The sequence below is a fragment of the Sphingobacterium arenae genome, from assembly GCF_014692505.1.
Classification (GTDB): domain Bacteria; phylum Bacteroidota; class Bacteroidia; order Sphingobacteriales; family Sphingobacteriaceae; genus Sphingobacterium; species Sphingobacterium arenae.
This window is the reverse complement of the sequence record NZ_JACNYK010000002.1, coordinates 278,359-303,632: the sequence shown is the minus strand read 5'-3', so window position 1 is coordinate 303,632 and position 25,274 is coordinate 278,359. Positions and strand designations below refer to the sequence as shown.

Annotated in this window: 15 protein-coding genes; 11 read left to right on the top strand and 4 right to left on the bottom strand. The window is 42.3% G+C overall.

What is annotated here, in order from left to right:
- Positions 1-5 precede the first annotated feature (5 nt).
- Positions 6-2,159: a cation:proton antiporter gene (locus tag H8B17_RS07660; RefSeq protein ID WP_190308612.1), complete on the top strand. Its 2,154-nt coding sequence runs from the start codon at positions 6-8 to the stop codon at positions 2,157-2,159.
- Positions 2,160-2,173: 14 nt separating this feature from the next.
- Here the strand turns inward: H8B17_RS07660 and H8B17_RS07655 are convergent, their stop codons facing one another.
- Positions 2,174-3,196 carry a LacI family DNA-binding transcriptional regulator gene (locus H8B17_RS07655; protein WP_190308611.1) on the bottom strand — a complete coding sequence of 341 codons (1,023 nt, stop codon included), beginning with the start codon at positions 3,194-3,196 and terminating at the stop codon, positions 2,174-2,176.
- Positions 3,197-3,295: 99 nt separating this feature from the next.
- On the opposite strand from H8B17_RS07655, the gene H8B17_RS07650 reads away from it, so the two are divergent.
- The 3 genes from H8B17_RS07650 to H8B17_RS07640 all read left to right on the top strand — a co-directional run bounded on the left by H8B17_RS07650 (position 3,296) and on the right by H8B17_RS07640 (position 7,907).
- Positions 3,296-4,777: a xylulokinase gene (locus H8B17_RS07650; RefSeq protein ID WP_190308610.1), complete on the top strand. Its 1,482-nt coding sequence runs from the start codon at positions 3,296-3,298 to the stop codon at positions 4,775-4,777.
- A 71-nt stretch (positions 4,778-4,848) separates the two neighbouring features.
- Positions 4,849-6,177: a xylose isomerase gene (gene xylA / locus H8B17_RS07645; protein ID WP_190308609.1), complete on the top strand. Its 1,329-nt coding sequence runs from the start codon at positions 4,849-4,851 to the stop codon at positions 6,175-6,177.
- A 47-nt stretch (positions 6,178-6,224) separates the two neighbouring features.
- Complete coding sequence (locus H8B17_RS07640; protein ID WP_190308608.1) at positions 6,225-7,907, top strand: sodium/sugar symporter; 1,683 nt, start codon at positions 6,225-6,227, stop codon at positions 7,905-7,907.
- Here H8B17_RS07640 and H8B17_RS07635 read toward each other — a convergent pair.
- Positions 7,887-8,960: a dipeptide epimerase gene (locus H8B17_RS07635; RefSeq protein ID WP_190308607.1), complete on the bottom strand. Its 1,074-nt coding sequence runs from the start codon at positions 8,958-8,960 to the stop codon at positions 7,887-7,889. The genes H8B17_RS07640 and H8B17_RS07635 overlap by 21 nt on opposite strands.
- Before the next feature lie 5 nt (positions 8,961-8,965).
- On the bottom strand, positions 8,966-9,979 hold the full coding sequence (locus H8B17_RS07630) for a C40 family peptidase (protein WP_190308606.1): 1,014 nt from the start codon (positions 9,977-9,979) through the stop codon (positions 8,966-8,968).
- A gap of 148 nt (positions 9,980-10,127) precedes the next feature.
- On the opposite strand from H8B17_RS07630, the gene msrA reads away from it, so the two are divergent.
- The 6 genes from msrA to H8B17_RS07600 all read left to right on the top strand — a co-directional run bounded on the left by msrA (position 10,128) and on the right by H8B17_RS07600 (position 22,081).
- On the top strand, positions 10,128-10,640 hold the full coding sequence (gene msrA / locus H8B17_RS07625; RefSeq protein ID WP_190308605.1) for a peptide-methionine (S)-S-oxide reductase MsrA: 513 nt from the start codon (positions 10,128-10,130) through the stop codon (positions 10,638-10,640).
- Between the two features lie 348 nt (positions 10,641-10,988).
- On the top strand, positions 10,989-14,012 hold the full coding sequence (locus tag H8B17_RS07620; RefSeq protein WP_190308604.1) for a SusC/RagA family TonB-linked outer membrane protein: 3,024 nt from the start codon (positions 10,989-10,991) through the stop codon (positions 14,010-14,012).
- A gap of 9 nt (positions 14,013-14,021) precedes the next feature.
- Positions 14,022-15,731: a RagB/SusD family nutrient uptake outer membrane protein gene (locus H8B17_RS07615; RefSeq protein ID WP_190308603.1), complete on the top strand. Its 1,710-nt coding sequence runs from the start codon at positions 14,022-14,024 to the stop codon at positions 15,729-15,731.
- Positions 15,732-15,945: 214 nt separating this feature from the next.
- Positions 15,946-17,490, top strand: coding sequence for an alpha-N-arabinofuranosidase (locus tag H8B17_RS07610; protein WP_190308602.1), 1,545 nt, complete (start codon positions 15,946-15,948; stop codon positions 17,488-17,490).
- Positions 17,491-17,522: 32 nt separating this feature from the next.
- The gene (locus tag H8B17_RS07605; RefSeq protein ID WP_190308601.1) at positions 17,523-19,484 is read left to right on the top strand and encodes an alpha-L-arabinofuranosidase C-terminal domain-containing protein; all 1,962 of its coding nucleotides are present in this window, start codon (positions 17,523-17,525) and stop codon (positions 19,482-19,484) included.
- On the top strand, positions 19,484-22,081 hold the full coding sequence (locus H8B17_RS07600; protein ID WP_190308600.1) for an alpha-L-arabinofuranosidase C-terminal domain-containing protein: 2,598 nt from the start codon (positions 19,484-19,486) through the stop codon (positions 22,079-22,081). The genes H8B17_RS07605 and H8B17_RS07600 overlap by 1 nt, the downstream gene beginning before the upstream one ends.
- 76 nt (positions 22,082-22,157) lie before the next feature.
- Here the strand turns inward: H8B17_RS07600 and H8B17_RS07595 are convergent, their stop codons facing one another.
- A complete protein-coding gene (locus H8B17_RS07595) occupies positions 22,158-23,222 on the bottom strand; it encodes a glycoside hydrolase family 43 protein (RefSeq protein ID WP_223816426.1) in 1,065 nt (354 codons plus the stop codon).
- Positions 23,223-23,439: 217 nt separating this feature from the next.
- On the opposite strand from H8B17_RS07595, the gene H8B17_RS07590 reads away from it, so the two are divergent.
- Complete coding sequence (locus H8B17_RS07590; RefSeq protein WP_223816425.1) at positions 23,440-25,272, top strand: BNR repeat-containing protein; 1,833 nt, start codon at positions 23,440-23,442, stop codon at positions 25,270-25,272.
- Positions 25,273-25,274 lie beyond the last annotated feature (2 nt).

Here is a 25,274-nt window from a genome sequence, read left to right as displayed (position 1 = left end):
ATTTTATGGATAAACTCTTACATCACATATCCGAGGCTTTTTCGACGCCTATTACTAATCCGGTATTGGTTTTTAGTATTATTCTTACTATTATTCTGGTTTCTCCTATCATTTTGAGACCGATTAAAGTACCAGGCATTATCGGACTGATCTTGTTTGGTGTACTTTTGGGGCCGCATGGCTTGAATTGGCTGGCAAAAATTGATAAGGATACGCTACAAGGGAACGGCGTAGATGCTATTGATCTATTTTCCACCATCGGACTATTATATATCATGTTCGTAGCGGGACTAGAACTCGAAATGAACGAATTTAAGAAAACGAGAAATAAGAGTTTACTGTTTGGATTTCTAACATTCATTATCCCCATCAGTATAGGATTCCCCGTTTGCTACTATCTATTGGGATACGATGTTTTACCAAGCATACTGATAGCTAGTATGTTTGCCACACATACATTGGTATCGTATCCAATTGTCAATAGCTACGGTATTTCAAAAAGAGAAGCGGTAGCAATTACTATTGGCGGGACGATACTAACAGACACGACGGTATTGATTATTCTTGCTGTCATTGTTGGTGCAGCACAAGGAGAGATTAATCAAGATTTTTGGGTAACCCTGGGCGTATCGTTTGTGCTGTTTTTATTTATCATGTTCGGTGTTATTCCACGAATTGCGAAGTGGTTCTTTCAGAAGATCGAAAGTGAGAAAACTGCCCATTATATTTTTGTCCTTGCAGTGGTTTTCTTTGCCGCGTTTCTCGCCGAAATTGCCGGATTAGAACCCATCATTGGTGCATTCGTGGCGGGATTAGCATTGAACAAGTTGATACCTCACTCTTCGGCACTCATGAATCGAATCGAATTCATTGGAAATGCCATTTTTATCCCGTTCTTTTTGATCTCAGTAGGGATGATTGTGGATGTTAGTGTACTAATGAAAGGTCCTATGGCACTAATTATTGCAGGAACATTGACAATTGTTGCGGTAACCGGCAAGTTCTTAGCAGCCACCGTAACCAGTCTAATTGCTAAATATTCTAAAAATGATCGAAATCTGATTTTTGGATTGAGTAATGCGCATGCAGCAGCGACATTAGCGATTATCATGGTGGGATACGAGAGAGAAATCATAGACGAGAACGTGCTCAATGGGACTATCGTATTGATTCTTATTACTTGTATCATTGCATCATTGGTAACAGAAAATGCGTCGCGTCGTATAGTGATGGCAGGACATCAGGATGATGAACATATGGAACACGTTCCTGAACATGAAGAACGCCTGTTGCTTCCCATTGCCAATTTGGACACCATGGAGCCAATTTTAGATTTCGCTACCCTGATAAAATCGAAAAAATCTCCTCACCCATTGCATATATTGAGCGTAGTGGCAGACAATGAACAAGCGGAGCGGAATATAGCAAATGCGAGAAAGAATTTGGATAGTATGGCAAAGTATGCTTCCGGGTCAGAAATGGACGTTGAATTGCTGTCGACAATAGATTTCAACATTGCAAGTGGTATTGGTCGTACGTCCAAAGACATCCTTGCAGATTGTCTTATCTTGGGTTGGCCAAGTGCGACATCGTTTATTGATAAGATCGTAGGTGAAAAAACAGAAAGCATTTTAAACCGCACGAATGCCAATTTATTTATGTGTAAATTTGTTAACCCGTTCTTATCAAATAAATCTATCATTATTTTTGTTCCATCACTGGCTGAATCCGAAAAAGGTTTTGAATATTGGATGGAAAAAATGCTTAAGTTTGCCGCAGAGTTGACTTTACCACTCACCTTTGTTTGTAACCGACGCACGCAGACTGCAATATTGGAAGTATTAAAAATGCTGGAAACAAGTGTTCCGTGTTCTTTTGACAACTACGAGGACTGGGACAATATTTATGGACTTGCTACCTTTAGCAATGCGGATGCGTTGTTGGTTTTCGTATCAGCACGTTACGGCGACGTTTCTTATAGGGATTCCTTGGATGGATTGGCCAAAAGAGTGGGTCGTTATTTCAAAAAACAAAATTTGATCTTAATTTTTCCGAGTCGTCGTGAAAATCAACATATAGACGACTACGAACATGTGGAAACGGCACCTATTTTCCGAAAAATCAGTCGGGAGATTGGAAATATGTTTAATAAGGAATAGAAGTAACCATTTATTTATTTTTTCCGATTGGTAGACTCTCTAGCCAGAAGTAACGGTTCAATCACAACCGGTTTTTGCTCGGTTCGCGCAGAGAGAGGCTGTTCAATAATCTTTAGAAACATTTTTGCACATTCTTTTCCTATTTTTAGCGCCTGTTGGTCAATGGTAGAAAGACTTGGTATAATGTGTTCAGAAAAATTTTGATTTGCGAACCCGATCACCCCAATTTCTGGTGGGGCGATATTCTTGTCGTGTAATGCTTTGATTATTCCTAGTGCGACATAATCGTCACCACCGATAATCGCGTCTGGACGTTCGCGGAATTTAAGTAATTCATGGGTGCCGCGGTAGCCCCCTTCCACGTTTAGTTCACCAGCTATAGTATACCCCGGATTTGCGGGAAGGCCAGCCTCCTGGAGCGCACGGAGATAGCCGTCGTATCGCTCTTTAAAAATTTTTATTTTATGTTTGGTGGTGATATAGGCTATTTTCCTATAACCTGCATCCAATAAATGTTTGGTAGCTAGGTAGCCAGCGTGCAGATCGTCAATTTTTACCATCGCGCACTGTAAATCATCGTGCGTCCGATCAAAAATAATAAGCGGTTTACCTTCTTCTTTTACTTTCTCAAAATGAGAAGGGTCTTTTGTTTCCAAAGACATTGATGCGACTATACCATCCACTTGTGCTTCTAATAATGTGGTGATGCCGTTTTTTTCGGAGATGAACGATTCATTGGATTGATATAGAAGAATGCTATAGCCGAACGATTTTAAGTGCGTTTCGAGAGCATGAATAACAGAAGCAAAAAACTGCACTTGGGCGCTCGGTACGATAATACCAATAGTATACGTTTTGCCGGAAGTGAGGGAAGAGGCGATTTTATTTGGACGATAGTTTAGACGCGTTGCAGTTTCTATAACGGCCTTTCGGGTTGATTCGCTTATAGTCGATATATTATTTAGTGCTCTGGATACTGTAGATACAGTGATATTCAGTTCTTTTGCGATGTCGTAGACGGTTGTTTTCTTAGCCAAAGTAAAATCTTTTAAACTTAATTTTTGTAAATATAAAATTTATTAGATAATTTTATGCAAGCGGTTGCATTCTGAGGCCGTCTTTTAATATATAATAGCATGTTATTATTAGGTATAGATTTAGGTACATCATCTATTAAAATTTCTGTAGTAGACTCGTCGACGAATACAAAAATAGTTTCTACGAATTTCCCCGAATCGGAGGCAGAGATACTGTCAACGAGAGTGGGTTGGGCGGAACAAGACCCACTGACATGGTGGTGTAATACAAAGGAAGCCATTAAAAAAGCAAACCGAAGTGGATTGTATAATCCGAAAGATATTGGAGCGATTGGTATAGCTTATCAAATGCATGGCTTGGTCGTTGTCGATAAATCCCACACACCACTACGGAATGCTATTATTTGGTGTGATAGTCGGGCAGTACAGATAGGAAATGAAGCCTTCTCTCAGCTGCAGGAGCAGTCTTTTTTAGCCACACATTTAAACTCGCCAGGTAACTTTACTGCATCCAAGCTGGCTTGGGTTAAACAGCATGAGTCGGCGGTGTATGAGCAGATACATAAGTTTATGCTGCCGGGGGATTATTTGAGTATGTGCTTTACGGGAGAAATAAATTCGAATGTAAGTTCAATATCGGAAGGAGTTTTATGGAATTTTGAAAAAAATCAATTATCTGATCTCCTACTGAATCATTATGGCATCGATGAAAGTCTGGTGCCGCATCTTTTACCTATTTTTTCGACCTACGGTAAAATCCGTCCCAGTGTCGCAGATGAGCTCGGCTTTTCTTCGGATGTTGTTGTGAGTTTTAAAGCAGGAGATCAACCGAACAATGCGCTTTCTTTGAATGTGCTTGAACCCGGAGAAGTAGCAGCTACGGCAGGTACTTCAGGCGTAATATATGCAGTGACAGACCAATTAGTTTACGACCATGAATCCCGTGTCAATACCTTTGCGCACGTAAACTATCAGGATACTAACCCGAACTTAGGTGTACTACTTTGTATTAATGGAACGGGGATTCAAAATAGTTGGTTGAAAAAAATAACAGCGGGGAGGTACGGATATCCAGAAATCAATAAATATGCGGCTGCTGTTCCTATAGGTTCCGAAGGTGTTCAAATACTTCCCTTTGGTAATGGTGCAGAACGGATGTTGCTGAATAAAACCATAAATGCCCATATCGAGAACTTGGATTTTGTTCGGCACGATGCTGCACATCTCTGGCGAGCGGCTCAAGAAGGGATCGCTTTTGCATTTCGATATGGCATGGACATTATGCGTGAAAATGGTATTCAACCGGAAATTATACGTGCGGGACACGCTAATCTATTTCTGAGTCCGGTATTTCAACAATCTTTTTCGGGCGCTACTGGTGTTGGGGTAGAGTTATATGACAATGATGGGAGCGTTGGTGCTGCGTTGGGGGCAGGTATAGGGGCAGGTGTTTATATCGACAGAAAAGAGGCTTTTTCCGGTCTGAAAAAGCAACGTATTGTGGAGCCTACAGAAGTTGATCTATATAATGAGTTATACCATACATGGAAAAAAAATCTCGAACATAAACTATCAAATTAGAAAATAATAGAGTAAAACCTCAAATTGTCGAGATAAGTTGTCATCAAATATTAAACATTAAAAACAAATAAATGAACATTTTATTAGGAAATCACGAGTATTTCAAGAACATCGGACAAGTAAAATACGAAGGTAAGGATTCCCGTAATCCCTTAGCATTTCGTTGGTATGATGCATCTCGCGTCATCGCGGGAAAAACAATGGCAGAACATTTTAAATTTGCCTGTGCTTATTGGCATTCTTTTAATGCGAATGGTTCTGATCCCTTTGGAGGACCCACATTGTTTTTCCCTTGGGATAAAAAAACGACCATTCTCGAACGTGCAAAAGACAAAATGGATGCTGCTTTTGAGTTTATGACCAAAATGCAACTTCCTTATTACTGTTTTCATGATGTAGATTTGATTGATCATACAAATGACATTGAGCAGAACGAGCAGCATATGCAACAGATTGTAGAATATGCAAAGGAAAAACAGCAGCAGAGTGGCATAAAACTTCTTTGGGGAACAGCAAACCTGTTTAGTCACCACCGCTACATGAATGGAGCAGCTACCAATCCGGATTTCCATGTATTATCTCATGCTGGAACACAAGTAAAGGCTGCCATAGATGCAACTATTGCTCTTGGTGGAGAAAACTATGTTTTTTGGGGAGGACGTGAAGGCTATATGTCGTTGTTAAATACCAATATGAAAAGAGAGCAAGAACATTTAGCACGTTTTCTTCATATGGCAAAGGACTACGCTAGAAAACAAGGTTTTAGGGGAACTTTCCTCATAGAGCCCAAACCATGCGAACCCACCAAGCACCAATATGATTATGATGCTGCAACGGTTATAGGTTTTCTACGTCAGTTTGATCTGTTGGAGGATTTTAAACTGAATCTAGAAGTAAACCACGCCACATTGGCCGGACATACCTTCCAGCATGAGTTGCAAGTGGCTGCGGACGCGGGCTTACTAGGCTCCATCGATGCGAATCGTGGCGACTACCAGAATGGCTGGGATACCGATCAGTTTCCAAACAATCTAAATGAACTTGCCGAAGCATTACTCGTCATTTTGGAAGCAGGTGGTTTACAAGGAGGAGGTGTAAACTTCGATGCTAAAATTCGCCGAAATTCAACTGATCCAATAGATCTTTTCCATGCACATATAGGTGGGATAGACAATTTTGCGAGAGCTCTTGTCATAGCAGATGATATTTTGCAGCACTCTGATTATAAAAAGATACGAAGGGAACGCTATAGTAGTTTTGACAGTGGTAAGGGTGCAGAATTTGAAAACGGTAAATTGCAATTAGAAGATTTAAGAAGTTATGCGTTAGCGAACGGAGAACCAACATTAACAAGTGGTAAACAGGAATATATTGAAAATATCATCAACCAATTTATTTAATTTTTAAATTCTTTTGTTACCTTAGCCGCCGAGATCAAATAAACCACATGAATAATATATTATCAACTCCCGACTATTTAGTTTTCCTCGTGTACTTTGTAATCGTTGCCACATATGGTATCTGGGTCTATAACAAAAAAAGATCAAAGGTAGCCGGAGGAGACTCTAAAGATTATTTTCTTGCAGAGGGTTCACTCACATGGTGGGCTATTGGTGCATCGTTAATTGCTTCTAACATTTCAGCAGAACAGTTCATTGGTATGAGCGGTTCCGGTTTTAAAATGGGACTTGCAATTGCGACGTATGAATGGATGGCTGCAATTACGTTAATCATTGTAGCCGTGTTCTTTATACCTGTTTATCTAAAGAATAAAATCTTCACCATGCCGCAGTTTTTAAATAAACGCTATAACGGAACGGTGGCAATGATTATGGCTGTTTTCTGGCTGGCGTTATATGTAGTGGTCAATTTAACGTCGATTTTGTATTTAGGGGCATTAGCCGTTAGTAGTATATCGGGGTTTAGTCTGGAATTTTGCATGTATGCCATTGCGGTGTTCGCGGTTATTATCACCTTGGGTGGGATGAAAGTGATTGGATATACGGATGTTATTCAAGTCTTTTTCTTGATCTTGGGAGGTTTGGCAACGACATACCTCGCATTAAGCCTTGTGTCTGAAAATTATGGAGGAGAAGGTATTTTGAATGGTTATGCGATTATGACGGATAAAGCTTCCGAACATTTTCAGATGATTTTAGCGAAAGACAATGAAAATTACCTGGACTTACCGGGATTGTCGGTGTTGATTGGAGGTATGTGGATTGTAAACCTTAATTACTGGGGATGTAATCAGTACATTACGCAACGAGCGTTAGGCGCTGATTTAAAGACGGCGCGTAACGGAATCTTGTTTGCTGCTTTCTTGAAATTGTTAATGCCCGTTATCGTCGTGCTCCCTGGGATTGCTGCTTATGTATTGTGGAAAGATGGACATTTTCAAACGGAGATGTTGCAAGGAGGAGAATTGAATCCAGATCGAGCCTATCCTGTATTGTTAAACCTATTGCCATCAGGTTTGAAAGGTCTATCATTTGCGGCATTAACCGCTGCGGTAGTAGCTTCGTTGGCCGGAAAGGCAAACAGTGTAGCGACGATATTCTCGCTTGATATTTATCAGAAAGTTTTCAACAAGTCGGCTTCTGAAAGACAATTGGTTAATACAGGTAAGATTACCATTATTGTGTCGATGATTCTTGCGGTACTTATTGCACCTCATTTAGGTATCGATAAAAAAGGAGGCTTTCAGTATATCCAAGAATATACGGGTTTCGTATCGCCAGGTATTTTTGCCATGTTTATTCTGGGCTTCTTTTGGAAGAAAACCACTTCCAATGCGGCATTGTTTGCAACAATAGGTGGATTCCTGTTATCCGTCTTTTTTAAGTTTCTGCCGAATTTTGCAGACCTATCTTTTTTGCATTCAACGGGTTTTGCCGTGGTAAACCCCGCAAGTGGTTTATACGAGATTCCTTTCCTTGATCGTATGGGATTTGTATTTGTCATTTGTATCATCGGTATGTATCTCATTAGTAAAATAGAAAACGCGAAAGGTGTTGTACCCAATGGATTGGAAGTGGATACCAAGATGTTCAAAGCACATCCTGGCTTCGTCGTGGGTGCACTCTTGGTGACCTTGGTTACTGCCGCGCTATATATTATGTATTGGTAATAGAGGTTGGATGCCAATACCCGGACGATCAGGCAATTGGCATTCACCATCCAATACTTTCATGCCCTCATAAACATCATTGTTGATTAAGAGAGCACCGTCGAGATCGACCCAATCAACAATTGGAGCCAACTGTGCAGCTGCTGAAATAGCACAGGATGTTTCCGTCATACAGCCTAGCATTACTTTCATACCCAAAGCACTAGCGAGTTCGGCCATTTTCTTGGCTTCGCGTAAGCCTGTACATTTCATCAGCTTAATGTTTATGCCTGTATAAACATCTTTTAAACCAATAACATCGCTATAGCGTTGACATCCTTCATCTGCAATTGTTGGAATTGGCGAACGATCGGTTAGCCAGGCCATATCATCTATTTGTCCTTTGGGCATGGGTTGTTCCAGAAAGACCACATTTTGCTCGGCAAGCCAATACGTCATCTCTAGCGCCTGTTCTTTGTTTTTCCAACCTTGATTGACGTCGGCACATAGAGGGATATCTGTTATGGATCGAATGGTATTGATCATCATTTTATCCGTATCTAATCCAAGCTTGACTTTCAATATCTTGAATTGGTGCGCTTCGGCTACTTTTTTACGTATGATATCTTCTGTATCAATTCCGATAGTAAAAGACGTCGGTGGAATAAGGTTTCGGTTTAATCCCCATATTTTGTAAATCGGCTGCCCCATGAGTTTTCCTAATAAATCGTGTAGAGCAATATCGATAGACGCTTTGGCAGCAGTATTCTTTTCTTGAAGAGTATCTATATAATGTAACATTTCCTCCGTCTCAAATGGAGAATTGAATGCAGATAAATCGACTTTGTTTAAGAAATCGATGACACTTTCCTGTGATTCACCAAGATAAGGCGGCATACTGGCTTCGCCATAACCAACAACACCATCGTATTCAAGTTTGGTTAAAACCACAGGCGTAGTCGTACGACTAAAAGAGGCAACTGTAAATACGTGTTTCATTTCTAGCATATAAGGTCTGAAACGTAGTATAAATTTACCTGTCTTCTTTATTGTCCAACTTTCTTTTGTAGACATAGATGTTAATTTTTATTGTAATACGGGTTTTCGTCAATTTTTTGAATAGCGACATCGTTAGCGTCAATGTAACGACGTGCGGCAACAATAGTGCGAGCCTGCACAGCATCATAATTTACAGCATCCTTAAGTAGACTGTTGATTTTTACTGTTCCCGCCGCATGAATAAATTCACCCTTGCCAATATAGATAGCAACATGTGTTACACGAGCATTCGATTTATTATTCTTATCGGCAGCAAAGAATAATAAATCGGCGGGCTGGAGATTCCTTAATGCTTTTTCTGAAGAAAAATTTTTCTTATCGTCCAAGATCTCAATTCTATCTCCGGCCAACACTTGTTGCGAGGCGTCTCTCGGGATAATGTAACCATTCATAAAGAAAGACATTTTAGTAAAACCACTACAGTCAACGCCTTTTACAGAAGTTCCTCCCCACAAATAGGGTAAACCGAGCATTGATTTGGCGCTAGTGAGGATTTGTTCTGCGGTCGCGGAACGTGTTGTCATCCAAGCGGTCAGTAACATAGCTTCTTCTTTGGGTATATAAGCTATTCGATTATCGGGATAGGCAACCTCATAAAAACTTTGGTCTTCATCTTGCAATGATAGAATATTGCCATATACCAAGTCGGAAACACGTTGACTAGACGTATGGGGTCTGGAAAAAGATTTTCCAAATTCCGTGGTGTATATGATTTTATTTTTTTTATTCCATTTCTTTATTTCGGCTTTGTGCATTGGAACGATTGACGAAGCGGGGATCCAGGCGATGTAGCCTTCTGGCGTACGGACGCGATAATTGCCTCCGTGCTTTTGAAGAATATCTATCTGTGTCCCCATAAGGAGCTGGGTTGCCATTTCTGCGGTATGGGAAGGCTTTGTCCGTAGATTAGCAACGGATAGGTTCACTATACCATAGTCAAGATTGTGTACGGACGAATCTACTTGTGCTAGAGAACCCATCGTGCATAGGGTGAAGAACGTTAGATATAATATTTTATATAAACAGTGCATCATCTTTATTATGGTCAATACGAATATAAGCAAATGGGATTGAATTAAAGCTGGAATAATTTTTTGTATTTTTGTATTACGAGTGTTAATGAGATAGATTAATTTTATTTTTTAACGTACGTTAGAAATTTGTGGAAGATAATTTAGTGAAATGAAAGCAACATTTGGAGGAGGATGTTTTTGGTGTACCGAAGTGATATTCCAAAACATTGAAGGAATTCGTAGTGTTTTACCCGGTTACATGGGAGGAAAAACCGATAACCCAACGTATAAAGAAGTCTGCAATGGTGATTCAGACCATGTTGAAGTTATACAACTGGATTTTGATGAAACTAAAGTAGATTTTAACGCCTTATTAAAAGTATTTTTTAAGACGCATGACCCCACAACATTAAACAGACAGGGAAATGATGTGGGCACACAGTACCGTTCCGTTGTTTTTTATCATGACGAAACACAGAAAGAAGCGACTGAGCGCTTTATCGAGGAATTAGACAAACAAGCTATTTTCGCTGACCCGATAGTAACGACAGTAGAGCCGGCGGTCACGTTTTGGGAGGCGGAAGATTACCACCACGATTATTTTAATCAAAATCCGGGTAATCCATATTGTGCTGCGGTTATCGCCCCTAAACTACACAAGTTTTTGAAAGAATATATGTAAAATATATACACCCCTTCGTTTTATAAAAGACTTTACTAAACCTCGTTAATACGAGGTTTTTTATTGCTCCACGAAAAAATATCCTTCCTGCATCCATTTTAAACACTTTTGAACGATAATCCAACCTCGTGAATTTGTTACGACATTATGTTTGTAACAGAAATATGATAAAACTAACTCTGCGGAAAAGTCGTAACACGACGCTAAAAATATGAGTTAACCATTTTTAAACATTAAACGGAATGATATGTATCCAATTTGAACTACGAGAGGAAATTAAGAAAGCTGATTAGTGATGTTAGTCAGACAAAACATGATGTTAACCAAATTTACTAACTATAAAAAACGATGTTGAAACAATTTACTAAAAATTATTACAAAGCATTTTCTTTGCTTTTGTGTGCGATACTGTGTGTAGCATTTGGCTTCGCACAACAGACGACACGGAATGGTGTCGTAAAAGATGCCAGCACAGGGAGTGGAATTGTAGGAGCCACCGTCGCGGTGAAGGGAACGTCCAACAGTACACAAACAGATGCTACGGGATCATTTTCGATTTCAGCTTCTATAGGACAAACGTTGGTCTTTAGTTTTATCGGCTATGATCCGAAAGAAGTTGCTGTCGAGAAAGCCACCACAATGACGGTTGAGTTGATCTCTTCTGATCATGTGTTGGATGAATTGGTGGTGGTTGGATATGGTTCGCAAAAGAGATCTGATATTACTGGTTCCGTTGCTTCTGTTCCAAAAGAACGTCTGTCCAATCTTCCTGTGACGAATGTAATGCAGGCCATTCAAGGAGCTGTTTCCAACGTCAATATTAGCCAAGCATCCTCTATTCCGGGCGATTCACCGGCAACCCAAGTACGGGGGCTTAATTCGATGAGCGCAGGTTCAGGGCCATATATTGTAGTAGACGGTATACCATTAACCAAAACCGATGGTTCTATTAACGATATTAACCCGAATGATATTGAATCGGTGGAGATTCTGAAAGACCCTTCCGCTGTGGCAATCTATGGTGTGAACGGTTCTAATGGTGTGATTTTGATCACCACAAAAAGAGGGGTGACCGGAACGCCGACGATACGGTATAGCGGTTATGCCGGGGTTGAGGAGCCATCCCACATGTTGGATCCCGTATCAGCAGAAGAGCTATTGGCAAGATATGCCGAATACGCGCGGATTACCAATACAAGTTTATTTAACGGTGGTCCGGTACGCAATGAGTATGAATATGATAATTACCAAAATGGTGTAACGACAGACTGGTTGGATGCTGTTATGCAAACAGGAACCATACAAAATCATAACGTCGGTTTATCTGGTGGAAGCGAAAATGCGAAATATTATGTGTCGGTCGACTATTTTGGGCAAAAGGGTATTGTGAAAGGGTTTGATTACGACCGTTACTCTTTCCGGGCCAACACAGATTTTGATCCAACAAAGTACCTGACCGTCGGTACGTCTGCTTTTATATCTGCCCATAAACGAGATGGCGGACGTGCGAACCTCACACAGGCCCTGGCAATGAGCCCGTATGCGCGCATGTATGAAGATGATGGTACATTGACACGGTGGCCAATGTATTCGGAGCAATTATGGGAAAACCCCTTGCTACATACCACTACTAATCCAGAACGGCGGGAGTTTAATATGTCGTTAAACGGTTACGCCGAAATGAATTTTGGCAATATATGGGAGCCACTATCCGGATTAAAATACCGGTTTAACGGTGGTTATTCTTACGTGCCGAAACGCACAAACGAATACCACGGTTTATCGGTGTATAACGCAAATGGTTGGGGACGGATACACAATGCGGAAAGCCAGACCTACACACTGGAGAATATTTTGACGTATGAAAAAAACATCGGTCTGCACCGTTTCGACTTTACAGGTCTTTATGCCGCAAGAAGTAAATACTGGCAGGAGTCTGAAGCCGTAGGGGAGATCTTCCCGAACGATGTATTAGAATGGGGAGGTTTGGGTACAGCTTCCACGCACAAAGTATCTTCGAGAGCGGATCTTTACCGTTCAATTTCGCAGATGGGCCGGTTGAACTATAGTTACGATAGCCGGTATATGTTAACCTTTACGGTGCGTCGGGATGGCGCATCTGTATTTGGCGACAACCATAAGTACGGTGTTTTTCCTTCAGGTGCCGTTGCTTGGAACATGCACAATGAAGGGTTTATGGAGAGCACCAGAAACGTTATTGATAATTTGAAACTACGTGTTTCGTATGGTGTTGCCGGAAATGAAGCCATAACTCCTTATCAGACACTATCTTTGATGGACTCCAATCCATTAGCTTTGGGCACGCTATCAAATGCCGCACTGCGCTACCGTGTACGAATGGGTAATCAGGATTTACGCTGGGAGAAAACAGCAGGTTTCAATACCGGAGTAGATTTTGGTTTGTGGGGAAATCGCCTAAGTGGTACCGTAGAATTTTATAAAACCAATACACAAGATATGTTGATCCTACAACGGTTACCTCGGATAACAGGTTTTGCGGATGTTTGGTCAAACTTAGGGAAAGTATCCAATACCGGTATCGATGTGACCTTAAATTCTAAGAATATTGTTAAGGATAATTTTAGCTGGTCGTCGATGTTAGTGTTTGCACATAATAAAAACAAAATTGTGGATGTATACGGCGATAAGAAAGACGATCTGGGAAACCGTTGGTTTATCGGGCACCCGGTGGGCGTGATTTATGACTATACCCAAGTAGGTATATGGCAAGAGGACGAAATTGCAGCGGGTCTACATAACGGATGGGATGAGCAGGCAGAAGCAGGCGCGGTGAAATTGGCCGACTTAAGTGGTGACGGTCTCATCAACGACGATGATCGCCGCATCTTAGGGCAAACCGCTCCAAAATGGACGGGTGGTATTACGAATACGTTTACCTATAAGGACTTCTCGCTAAACGTGTTTATTCAAACGGTTCAAGGAGCCATGCGCAACAATCCGCAGATCGGTGGTGCATCTGATGAATTGGGAAGACGTAGTGCGCCGGCAGATTTAGGGTATTGGACACCCGAAAATAAGAGCAACGAATGGCGTTCATTGAGTAATCGCTCCAACATCTATGGATATGGCTTTCCGAAGAGTGCAAGTTTTACACGGCTGAAAGATGTAACATTAAGTTATAATATGCCAGCAGATATCGCTAGCAAAATAGGTGTATCGGGCGTTACGCTCTATGCTAGCGGTAGAAACCTCTATACCTGGACAAGTTGGTTGGGTTGGGATCCCGAATCGAGGGATATCCCAAGAGGGCATACACAGGATAATGTCGGAGACAATACCAACTATCCGATGGTTCGTAATTACGTTTTTGGAGTAAACCTTACATTTTAAAATAAAGTCATGAAGATATATAAACATACAAAATTATGCTCGGTGCTTGCATTGATCTCTTTAGGGGTAGCATCGTGTAGTGATAGTTTTTTGAATGAGAAGCCCTATTCTGACTATGAAGCAGGAACCGGCGACCCTTCGATCGTGGAGAACCAATTAATAGGACTTCATTATATTTATGCCCAATTGTGGGGATGGAGTGGTAGACAGGGATTTTTATCCTGTTGGCAAGTAGGGATGGATATTACCAGTGCCGGAGCAACGGAAGGTGTCGAGAATCCTTTTTATCAATATGCCGATCTCAATTCGGAAAACGGAGGCGTATCTTACCTTTGGGAGCGTTCGTATCAGTTTATCAACAATGCCAATACCATTATTAGTTCGGTGGGAGACGAAAATCCGGCGGCAGCTGCGGAAGCGCGTTTCTTCAGGGCCTACGCTTATAATACGCTCGTTACATTATGGGGAGATGTTCCATTATTGACCGAATCCATTGATGTACCTACTTTTAACTACACGAGAGCTTCGGTAGCCGATGTCGATATCGTAATCGAGGAAGACTTGGATTATGCGGTAGCTAATCTACCCAATGTTGGAGAAACACGTACGGGAAGCCGGATAAATAAAGATGTAGCGAGACAGTTGGCTGCAGAAGCCTATCTTCGTATGGGCGAGCGTGATGCTTCCTATTTTGAGAAAGCTGAACAAATGGCATCCGACATTATTGATGGTGGTCAATATAAATTGATTGAGGCACGCTATGGAAAGTATTTAGGTGAAGGCGGTGATTATTACCGGGATATGTTCCGTCAGGGAAATATGCGCCGTTCCGAAGGCAATACGGAAGCGATATGGACATTTGAATTGGAATATAACCGCGAAGTAAACGGTGGTACCATTGATAATCCACAGCACCGCCGGGTTTGGCAGCCTGCTTACCACAAATGGGAAGGAATGGTCAATGCGGATTCGCTAGGCGGACGTGGAAACGGACGTCTTCGTTTGAGTAACTTTATGAAGTACACCGTATGGCAAGGATTGGATGGAGATATTCGGAACAGTAACTACAATATCCGAAGAACGGTAAATTACAACCGACCGGGTTATTCAGCAGAGATAGGTATTGATGCCGATGGTTGGCGTGTGGCGAAAGATGGGGGCGTACAAAACGTGACTATTAAAACGGGTGATCAAGCCATTCCTTTCAAAACGGATAGTTTAGAGGTATGGTATCCTTTTCCAACAAAATGGGGCGGATATGATGAAACCGATGATTTTGGATATGCTCTGGTGAAAGACTGGTCTGTGATGCGCTTAGGAGAAACCTATCTTTTACGTGCGGAAGCCAGATTACGCCAAGGAAATACCGGAGGAGCAGCTGATGATATCAATGTACTTCGCGACCGGGCATTTAAAATGGCACGCGAAGAAAGCGGCAATGCCAATCTGGGGCAGGTAAGTGCAGCGGATATCACGTTGGACTTTATTCTCGATGAGCGCGCAAGAGAACTGATTTCGGAAGAAAATCGCCGGATGACGTTGGTGCGTACCGGAAAGTTGAGAGAGCGTATTGCATTGAATGGCGATGATGGGCCATCAAATAAGATTACGTCAGGTTTTCAGGATTACCACGCTCTGCTTCCTATTCCGTTGAGCGAAATTCAACTGAATAACAAGGAAGGAGAGCCGTTGACGCAGAATCCGGGATATAGTAAATAAAAAGCATACGTTTGACGGAAAAGCCGGAAGATTTAATCTTTCGGCTTCTTCACTTTTATCTAGCATAGAATACAAAAAAAATTTTGCGATTATGAAAATAAGTGTTATTTTGACACTAATTTTAAGTGCTAACCCAAAAATGAGCTTTTATGGCTTACTAGGAGCGTGCTTACAAAAGGTGTTATAAACCGGTATTTAAACAAAACAACTAAATATGATCAAGGGAAAATTAAAACTGAGCATTGCTTTATTGTCAGTCTGCACGCTTTCTTATGGACAGAACAATATTAAGCTAACGGACACACAAACCGATATTACGATTAATAAACACATTTACGGACATTTTGCCGAACACCTTGGACGATGTATTTACGATGGTTTTTATGTAGGAGAAGCCAATGATTCTATTGCACATACTGCTGGTGTCCGGAATGATGTGGTCGATGCCCTGAAAAAATTACAGATACCAAATTTAAGATGGCCGGGAGGATGTTTTGCGGATACCTATCATTGGAAGGACGGAATCGGGTCAAAAGAAGGCCGCCCTTCCATCGTCAACAGCTGGTGGGGTGGCGTTACGGAAGACAATTCCTTTGGCACGCACGACTTCCTCAACATGTGCGAGCTGTTGGAAACGGAACCCTATCTAGCGGGTAATGTAGGAAGTGGGGAAGTACAGGAATTAGCCGACTGGGTGCAGTATGTCAATTTTGCCGGAAAAAGTCCGATGTCGGATCTCCGACGTGAAAACGGAAGAGAAGAACCCTGGAACGTTAAATTTTGGGGGGTAGGAAACGAAGCCTGGGGGTGTGGTGGGAACATGACTGCCGAGTATTACAGCGATATCTATCGGAAATATGCAACCTTTATGGCTGATTGGGACAACAGTGGTGGATTATACCGTATCGCATCCGGAGCGAATAGTGCAGATTACCACTGGACGGAAACACTCATGAAGAATATACCAAACCATCTTATGAAAGGTGTCGCGTTGCATCATTATGCGGTCATCAACTGGAATAAAAAGGGTTCGTCAACAAAATTTTCTGATGAGGAATATTTCAAAACGATGAAATCCGCGTGGTTTATGAATGAGCTTGTCGAAAAACATAGCGCAATTATGGATAAATACGACCCCCAAGCAAAGGTAGACCTCGTTGTGGATGAATGGGGAGGATGGTATGAAGTAGAGCCGGAAACAAATCCGGGTTTCTTATATCAGCAAAATACTATGCGCGATGCGATGATCGCTGGGATGACTTTAAATATCTTTAACAACCATGCTAAACGCGTTAAAATGGCAAACTTAGCACAAACTATCAATGTGTTGCAAGCTGTTATCTTAACCAATGGAAAAGATATGATCGTGACACCTACTTATCATGTGATGGAAATGTATAAGGTGCACCAAGATGCGCAGTTGATCCCGATCGAACTGCACAGCGATACCTATAAATATGGCGAAGAAGAAATCCCGGCTATCTCGGCTTCTGCATCAAAAGATAAACAAGGTAGAGTACACATTTCTGTCGTGAATATTGATCCGAAAGCAAAAAAGAAAGTTTCATTGGACTTAGGGGGCATCAAGGCAAAACACCTTACCGGGCGTATTCTGACTACCAATAATTTAAGAGAACACAATACATTTGAGCAACCTAATACGGTACTTCCGAAAGAATATAAAGATGCCAAATTGAAGGATAATCAGCTAGAGATCGATATTCCAGCACATTCGGTTATTGTATTGGAACTTATTTAGTAAAAAATTGAACATATAAATTCTTAATATAGATGAAGAAGATACTATCATTAACGACTGTTTTAGCTATTTGCGGCTCGTTTTTATATGCCCAGAATGCTGTCGATCTGAAAGTCCAACTAGATAATGCCTCTGGCAAAATATCACCACACATGTGGGGTATATTCTTTGAAGACATCAACCTTGGTGCTGATGGGGGTATTTATGCGGAGCTTGTTAAAAACCGGTCGTTTGAGTTTGACCATCCGATGATGGGATGGAAACGTTTGGAGAACGTTCCGGAGGGTACTTTTTTGATTGTCAACGACAGCCGTCGCAAAGGAAATGCGAGATCACTAAAAATACATAAACCAACGGACTTTAAAACGGGTCTGCAAAATGAAGGTTTCCGCGGCATGGGCGTGAAGAAAGGAGATGGTTACGAATTTTCGTTGCTATATCGGCAGGCGTCTCCGGGTATACGGATTAAAGTGGAATTGCTAAATGAGCAAGACCAGGTAATCGGTACGGCGGCGTTACCTTTGTCGCAAGGAGCCAACTGGCAAACCGGATCGGTGACGTTCACTTCGTCGGAGACCTCACCAAAAGGAAAATTAAACATCTGGTTTGAAGGAGTGGGTGATGTAGAAGTGGATATGTTGTCGCTTTTCCCGCAAGATACTTGGAAAAACCGTCCTAAAGGCCTTCGGAAAGATATGGTGCAGATATTGGCAGATATGGAGCCTGATTTCGTTCGTTTTCCGGGAGGCTGTATCGTAGAAGGTAGAGACTTGGCAACACGTTTTCAGTGGAAAAAAACCGTCGGGCCAATCGAAGAGCGTGAGCTGATTATCAATCGTTGGAATACAGAGTTTAGCCATCGCTTAACACCCGATTACTTTCAAACCTTCGGCTTGGGCTTTTATGAGTATTTCTTGCTATCGGAAGATATCGGTGCAGAACCGGTTCCAATCCTTAACTGTGGAATGGCGTGCCAGTTTAATACAGGAGAAGTCGTTCCGTTGGACGAATTGGACGAATATATCCAAGATGCCTTGGATCTGATTGAATTTGCCAATGGCGATACCCATACACCTTGGGGTAAACTCCGTGCGGAGATGGGACATCCAGCGCCTTTCAATTTGAAAATGTTGGGTGTCGGAAATGAAAACTGGGGCCCGCAGTATATCGAAAGATTAGCGATCTTCCAAAAGATTTTGCAAGAGAAGCATCCGGAAATACAGATCATCGCAAGCTCGGGTACAGATCCGAATGGGGAGCGCTTTGACTATCTGGATGAAAAACTCCGCGACATGAAGGTGGATATCATCGATGAACATTACTATCGTCCACCAGCATGGTTCCTTTCAGGAGCAGATCGCTATGACGACTACGATCGTAACGGACCGAAGATCTTTGCCGGAGAATATGCATCGCATACTACGCGACCACAAGGTCCAGGAAGAAGTACGTGGGAGGCAGCATTATCCGAAGCAGCTTTCTTGACGGGATTGGAACGTAACGGTGATGTGGTAACGATGGCTTCTTATGCACCGCTGTTTGGTCATGTAGACGGTTGGCAATGGTCGCCCGACCTTATTTGGGTAGACAACCTGAATGTATATGGTACACCAAGTTATCACGTTCAGAAGTTGTACTCCTTAAATAAAGGTACGGATATTATCCCTGTAAAACTTGGCGATCAAAATGTTGTTGGTCAGGACAGTCTATACGCTTCCGCTGTGTATGATGCTAATACAAAAGAGCTGATCGTTAAATTTGTGAACTACAACGAACAGTCTGTTGAGGCCAACTTCCAACTGGATACCAAGAAAAAAATGAAGGGGAATGCAACCAAGATTACATTGGCAAATGCCGATCTGAATGTGGTAAATAGCCTCGAAGAACCTTTGAGAATAAAGCCACAGACAGAGCAGGTGAATTATAAAGGTAAAGCCATTAAGGATACCTTTCCTCCTTATTCGTTTACTGTTATTAAAATACCTGTACAATAATGAAATGGATATTTTTATTGCTTTTGACAAGTAGTCCTTTCCTGAATTTATTTGCCAACGAACCGGATTCGACGTATATTTTTGCCTATTCTACCGGCAAGCAGGATAATAAGGCCGGATTGCATTTCGCCTGGAGCCGAGACCAAAAGACATGGCATACTATCGGCCCCGAGTTTGCGTTTGTAAAATCGGATTATGGTACTTGGGGTGGAGAAAAGCGGATGTTCGATCCGGTATTGACACGAGGTGCAGATGGTTATTGGCACGCGGTATGGACGGTGAATGATCAGGATCCGACATTCGCTTATGCGAAATCGCCTGATCTGGTTCGATGGATTCCACAAGAGTATCCCATTCTGCATCACCATGATAACTGCACGGCGCTGGAGATCGAGTACGACCAAACGCAGGATCGTTATCGTATATCTTGGATAGGTAATCAGACGGGGGAGAAGAAGTTTTTCCAAACGACGACAAAAGATTTTCGGAGGTATGCTGATGTGGGGCGGGCTGATGCAGATACGCGTATCGGGCAAAGAAGTCAAGCGACGATTGCGGGACGTGAAGAGACTGGTACTTTACACAAGGTTCCTTGGGAGGTAATCGATAAATTGATTAAACACGTACAGGTTTCCAAGTACAGAAATGCACAGCATGCAGAGTTAATGCGTGACGATCCAACACGTTTTCGGGATCTCCATCAGCTAGAAGCCAATATTACGGTTCAGGCCAACGAATCCAAGGCAATCAGTGATAAGCTGATCGGGATTTTTTTTGAAGATATCAATTACGCCGCAGATGGGGGGATATATGCCGAGCTCGTGCAGAATAGAGGGTTTGAGTACCAACCGACGGATAGAAAAAATGACCCGAATTGGCACAGTAAGACAGCTTGGAAAACGACAAACAGGGATGTTTCCTTTGCGATCGAAACCGCATCGCCTATTCATGAAAATAATAAGCACTATGCCGTCTTGACAGTGAACAAGGTTGGTGCTGGATTGCAGAATGAGGGCTTTGATGGGATTTCTTTAAAAGCGAATGCAAAATACGACTTTTCGGTCCTCGCCAAAACGATCGATGGAAAGGACGCCCGTTTGAAAATACGCCTGCTAGATGAACACGGTGCAGTATATGGCGAAACAATAACTGGTGCGTTAACTGAAAATTGGAAGAAACAGGAAGCCGTATTGGTTGCGAAAGGAGATGTCTCCAACGGAAGACTGGAAATAATCCCGCAAGCAGAAGGAAAGATTGCCTTAGATATGGTTTCCTTATTTCCCCAGGAGACGTTTAACGAACGTAAGAATGGCTTACGTCGGGACTTAGCCCAAGTATTGGCGGATATTAAACCTCGCTTTGTGCGTTTTCCGGGCGGGTGTGTTGCACACGGACAGGGTATAGAAAATATCTACCACTGGAAAAATACGATCGGGCCATTGGAAGCTCGTAAACCACAGCGCAACCTTTGGGGCTACCATCAGTCGATGGGATTAGGCTATTACGAATATTTCCAGTTCTGTGCGGATATCGGTGCTGCGCCTATGCCTATCGTAGCGGCTGGAGTTCCTTGTCAAAATTCGGAAAAATGTGATCATCCGATCGGAGGGCAACAGGGCGGAATTCCATTGGAAGATATGGGTGCGTACATCCAAGATATCTTGGATTTGATTGAATGGGCAAATGGCGATCCTAAAACAAACAAATGGGCCAAGATGCGCGCGGAGGCTGGACATCCTGAACCTTTTAACTTGAAGTATATCGGTGTCGGAAACGAAGACTTGATATCGGAAGTATTTATAGAGCGTTTCCAAATGATTTTCGACGCTATCAAGGAGAAATATCCGGATATCGTTGTGATCGGTACCAGTGGGCCGTGGTCGGAAGGATCAGATTATGAGCGTGGATGGGAAGTCGCTACGGAACTGGGTGTACCGATGATTGATGAACATTACTACCAGACTCCTGGATGGTATATCCACAATCAGGATTTTTATGATCGCTATGATCGCAGCAAAGCAAAAGTGTATGTGGGAGAATACGCAGCCCATTTACCTAACCGTGCGACCAATATAGAAACAGCATTGACGGAGGCCTTGCACCTGATCAATATCGAACGGAATGCCGATATAGTGAGCATGACCAGTTATGCACCTTTGTTGGCCAAAGAAAAACGTACGCAGTGGAATCCGGATCTGATTTACTTCAACAACGACGAGATCAAACCAACGGTAGGGTACTATGTGCAAAAACTATTCGGTGTGCATGCCGGAAACGAATATTTTGCCAATCATATTGAACTAAACCATACCGATGAAGCTGTCAGAAAACGCGTTGCCTGTTCGGTTGTAAAAGATGAGGAGAGTGGTGATATCATCATCCGCTTGGCAAATTTATTACCTGTAGGTGTCCGTAGTAAAGTGACTTTGGACGGCTTGCTAACGGAAACTGCGAGGGCAACAAAAATGGTATTGAGCGGCCGACCCGATGATGATAAAGCACAGCCCGTGACAGCGGAGATTACGGTGGAGAAAGATTGGGTTTACGAGATTCCTCCGTATTCTTTTACGGTAGTTAGAGTCGCTAATCCTAAATAGGAGAGCGTTGCGTGATCATCTTACCAAAAGAAATATTCTCACAAATAGTGTTGTGAATCTATAAAACAGTTGGGGCCTATAGGCCCCATTTTTCAATTAATTTATCAGCCTCCGCTTTGGTGAGATGAATAACCGCGCCATGCTTGGGTGAGGTAAAATTGGTGGTTTTCATAACGCCTTGGTTGAACTGTCCGAGATTTTGGAAGTTTACGAAATCTGTTGTTTCACTGAAACCAAAATTGTGAACCGATTGCCCGTAACAATCATACATCAGTACCCATTTTTCTTCGCCGATGCGTTTCCATACGTTAGGAGCTTCACAGGCTTGAGGTTCCGGATCATACCAACGATGGTCGAACACGTAACCTCCGTTTGCACGATCCGATACGGCTTGCTTAATACCCGCGACCCCATCATGCGAAACGTAGAACATCCGGTATTCGTCGCCTACTTTGGTAATATCGGCATCCAATGCAGTGATTTTTTCGTCGGGATATTCAAATAGTATCTGCGGAGTGGATTCCAAACGGTCGAAATCATCATTGACATAAGCGTAATATAATTTTGCGGCATCTGTGCGGTGCCGCATGGTAAAGTAAATCATCAGTTTTCCGGCTTCTTCATCGAAGGTGGTCTCGGGAGCCCATGCACATCCGATATCCTGAAAGAAGGGAGCCTGTTTGTCTAACCGTAGGTTTGCGCGTTTCCAATGGATCAGATCGGGAGACTTCATGAGGACCAACCCGCGGTTGTTCCCCCAGCCATAGTCTTCGCGCTCCCATTCGGCATCGCGATATCCGGCTTGCTGAGCATAGATGTGCAGATCGGTCATGGCTAGGTAAAAGGCTCCGTCCGGACCCCGGTAAATATGTGGATCCCGGATACCTTTTTGGTCGGCAATAGTATCGCCCGCGATAATGGGGTCGCCGTCGTTCAGTGCGGTAAAGGTATAACCGTCATGGCCTAACGCCATATGTAAACTATGGGTGTCGTCGTTATGAAAAACTAGGAGGTAAGCACGCATGTCTTTTTCTGTCGGAGCTTGTTGTGCTTTACTTTGTGTGACGCCGATAACCACACAGCATAAAAACAAGAGGGGGCTAAGATAAGTCTGTCTTTTTATTGAATTTGTGTTCATCATATAAAGGTTTACATCTAGGGTGTAACAATAAAATTTCTTAAATAAACGAAATTTACTTGACAAATGTAAAAATAACATTTATTTTTATTCCACACTATGGCCATTGGCTTGGATGAATGTATTTTAAACCTATTTGGGCGATTTACAGACACAAAAACGGGCATATTTGTACATTTTTGTGCAGCAGTATCCAAATTTATAGACTTAATCAGATGACATGGATAATATGGTCAAAAAAATATGCTACATAGTTTTACTTCTTTTAGTGCATCTTTTGCATGTTGCTGCTCCAGTTTTCGGACAAGGATATGAAGTATCTCCCGAAGGAGCATGGTGTTGGTTTGCCGATCCGAGAGCTATCCATCATGAAAACCCCAAAAAGAAAATCCAAAAAACATACATCGGTTATATTGATGTGCACGGCAACATCAAGGCGATGCAGTACGACTTCGTAAAAAACGAACAGGTGGAGGTATTGGTACGCTCTTGGTTTCAGCCCGACGATCACAATAATCCTACGTTTTTAGTGTTACCCGATGACCGGGTGATGGTATTTTATTCCCGTCACACCGATGAACGCTGTTTTTATTACCGGATTTCACAAAAACCAGGTGATATCACGACACTCGGTGAAGAAAAAAGGCTGGAAACAGATCACAATACAACATATCCGTCACCTTTTATCTTGGCAGACGATCCGGACCATTTTTATCTCTGTTGGCGAGGGCTGAACTGGCATCCGACGATCGCTCGTTTGTCCTTACCGGATGCAGCAGACAACGTAGCCTTTATAGGTGAACCACGTCAGATTGTACAATCTACAGGTTCCCGACCTTATGCTAAATATGTATCCAATGGTAAAGACAAAATCTATATCGCGTATACGACAGGACATCCGGATAACGAAAATCCAAACTTCTTGTATTTCAGTTATGTGGATATAAATAGTCTGACATTGCACGATGTACAAGGTGCTGAACTTGCGAAAATTGAAGAGGGGGCTTTTCGTGTCAACAAAACGGATGCATATCTACAAGAGTTTCCGACCATCGTGGTGGATAATCCACAACAACGTGATTGGGTTTGGCAGGTGGCCATTGATAAAGATGGCTCTCCGGTCATTGCCTTTGTGCGGATTAGTGAAGATAAGAAGTCGCACGATTATTATTACGGGAGGTGGACAGGAGCAGCGTGGGAAAAGACGTTTTTAGCAAACGGTGGCGGACATTTTCACCAGACGGAAAACTTAGAAATGTGTTATAGCGGCGGAATGGCAATTAATCCGGATAAGGTAAATGAGGTATATTGTTCCGTCCCAGTGGATGGTACGCATGGATATGTATATGAGTTGATAAAATATACCCTTGATGATGCCGGTGATATCCTGTCGACGGAAGCGATTACCTCCAACTCATCTAAGAATAATATACGACCTTATATGATCAAGGGAAGTCTGGGGATACCGCTGCGACTGACTTGGATGCATGGGGATTATTATGATTGGATTGTAAGCAAGTCGCGTCCGGGTTATCCAACGGCGATTCACAGTGACTTTGAAGGCATGAACACGGCTGTTGATCTTGCCAAAGGAGTCGTCAGCAAGGAGAATGGTTTTCAAGGCAAACTTGGCAAAAGATTTACCATTTCATTGGATGTAGTGACCGATACGACAAATTATGAAGGCACGTTGTTCCAGATTGGAGATTTGTCTTATCGGTTGGATAGCAATAGCTTGAAACCACAAGTTGAGTTTAAAGGAACAATATACCCTAGCACGAATGTACTTGGCTCTGCAGATAGCTGGAGACAGTATAACCGTGGTACAAGCGGAAAATGGTATATTCCTGAAAAACTACAGCGTTTCAAGTTGATCTTAACGTATGAAAAAGGAATCTTGTATACCTATATCAATGGTCTGTTGGATCAATGTATAGTGATTGGGAAAATCAATCAACCAGCCGTTAAATGGACATCCCCCAATAGTTGGGTTCAAGGTATTCACGTTTATAATCGCGTATTAAATAATCAGGAGATAATCGCCCTCCATTAATC

What these genes read in the sequence shown, in the direction of transcription:
- H8B17_RS07660 (WP_190308612.1), top strand. Translation starts at nt 6, where the DNA reads ATGGATAAACTCTTACATCACATATCCGAGGCTTTTTCGACGCCTATT.
- H8B17_RS07650 (WP_190308610.1), top strand. Translation starts at nt 3,296, where the DNA reads ATGTTATTATTAGGTATAGATTTAGGTACATCATCTATTAAAATTTCT.
- xylA (WP_190308609.1), top strand. Translation starts at nt 4,849, where the DNA reads ATGAACATTTTATTAGGAAATCACGAGTATTTCAAGAACATCGGACAA.
- H8B17_RS07640 (WP_190308608.1), top strand. Translation starts at nt 6,225, where the DNA reads ATGAATAATATATTATCAACTCCCGACTATTTAGTTTTCCTCGTGTAC.
- H8B17_RS07635 (WP_190308607.1), bottom strand. Translation starts at nt 8,960, where the DNA reads ATGTCTACAAAAGAAAGTTGGACAATAAAGAAGACAGGTAAATTTATA.
- H8B17_RS07630 (WP_190308606.1), bottom strand. Translation starts at nt 9,979, where the DNA reads ATGATGCACTGTTTATATAAAATATTATATCTAACGTTCTTCACCCTA.
- msrA (WP_190308605.1), top strand. Translation starts at nt 10,128, where the DNA reads ATGAAAGCAACATTTGGAGGAGGATGTTTTTGGTGTACCGAAGTGATA.
- H8B17_RS07620 (WP_190308604.1), top strand. Translation starts at nt 10,989, where the DNA reads ATGTTGAAACAATTTACTAAAAATTATTACAAAGCATTTTCTTTGCTT.
- H8B17_RS07615 (WP_190308603.1), top strand. Translation starts at nt 14,022, where the DNA reads ATGAAGATATATAAACATACAAAATTATGCTCGGTGCTTGCATTGATC.
- H8B17_RS07610 (WP_190308602.1), top strand. Translation starts at nt 15,946, where the DNA reads ATGATCAAGGGAAAATTAAAACTGAGCATTGCTTTATTGTCAGTCTGC.
- H8B17_RS07605 (WP_190308601.1), top strand. Translation starts at nt 17,523, where the DNA reads ATGAAGAAGATACTATCATTAACGACTGTTTTAGCTATTTGCGGCTCG.
- H8B17_RS07600 (WP_190308600.1), top strand. Translation starts at nt 19,484, where the DNA reads ATGAAATGGATATTTTTATTGCTTTTGACAAGTAGTCCTTTCCTGAAT.
- H8B17_RS07595 (WP_223816426.1), bottom strand. Translation starts at nt 23,222, where the DNA reads ATGATGAACACAAATTCAATAAAAAGACAGACTTATCTTAGCCCCCTC.
- H8B17_RS07590 (WP_223816425.1), top strand. Translation starts at nt 23,440, where the DNA reads ATGGATAATATGGTCAAAAAAATATGCTACATAGTTTTACTTCTTTTA.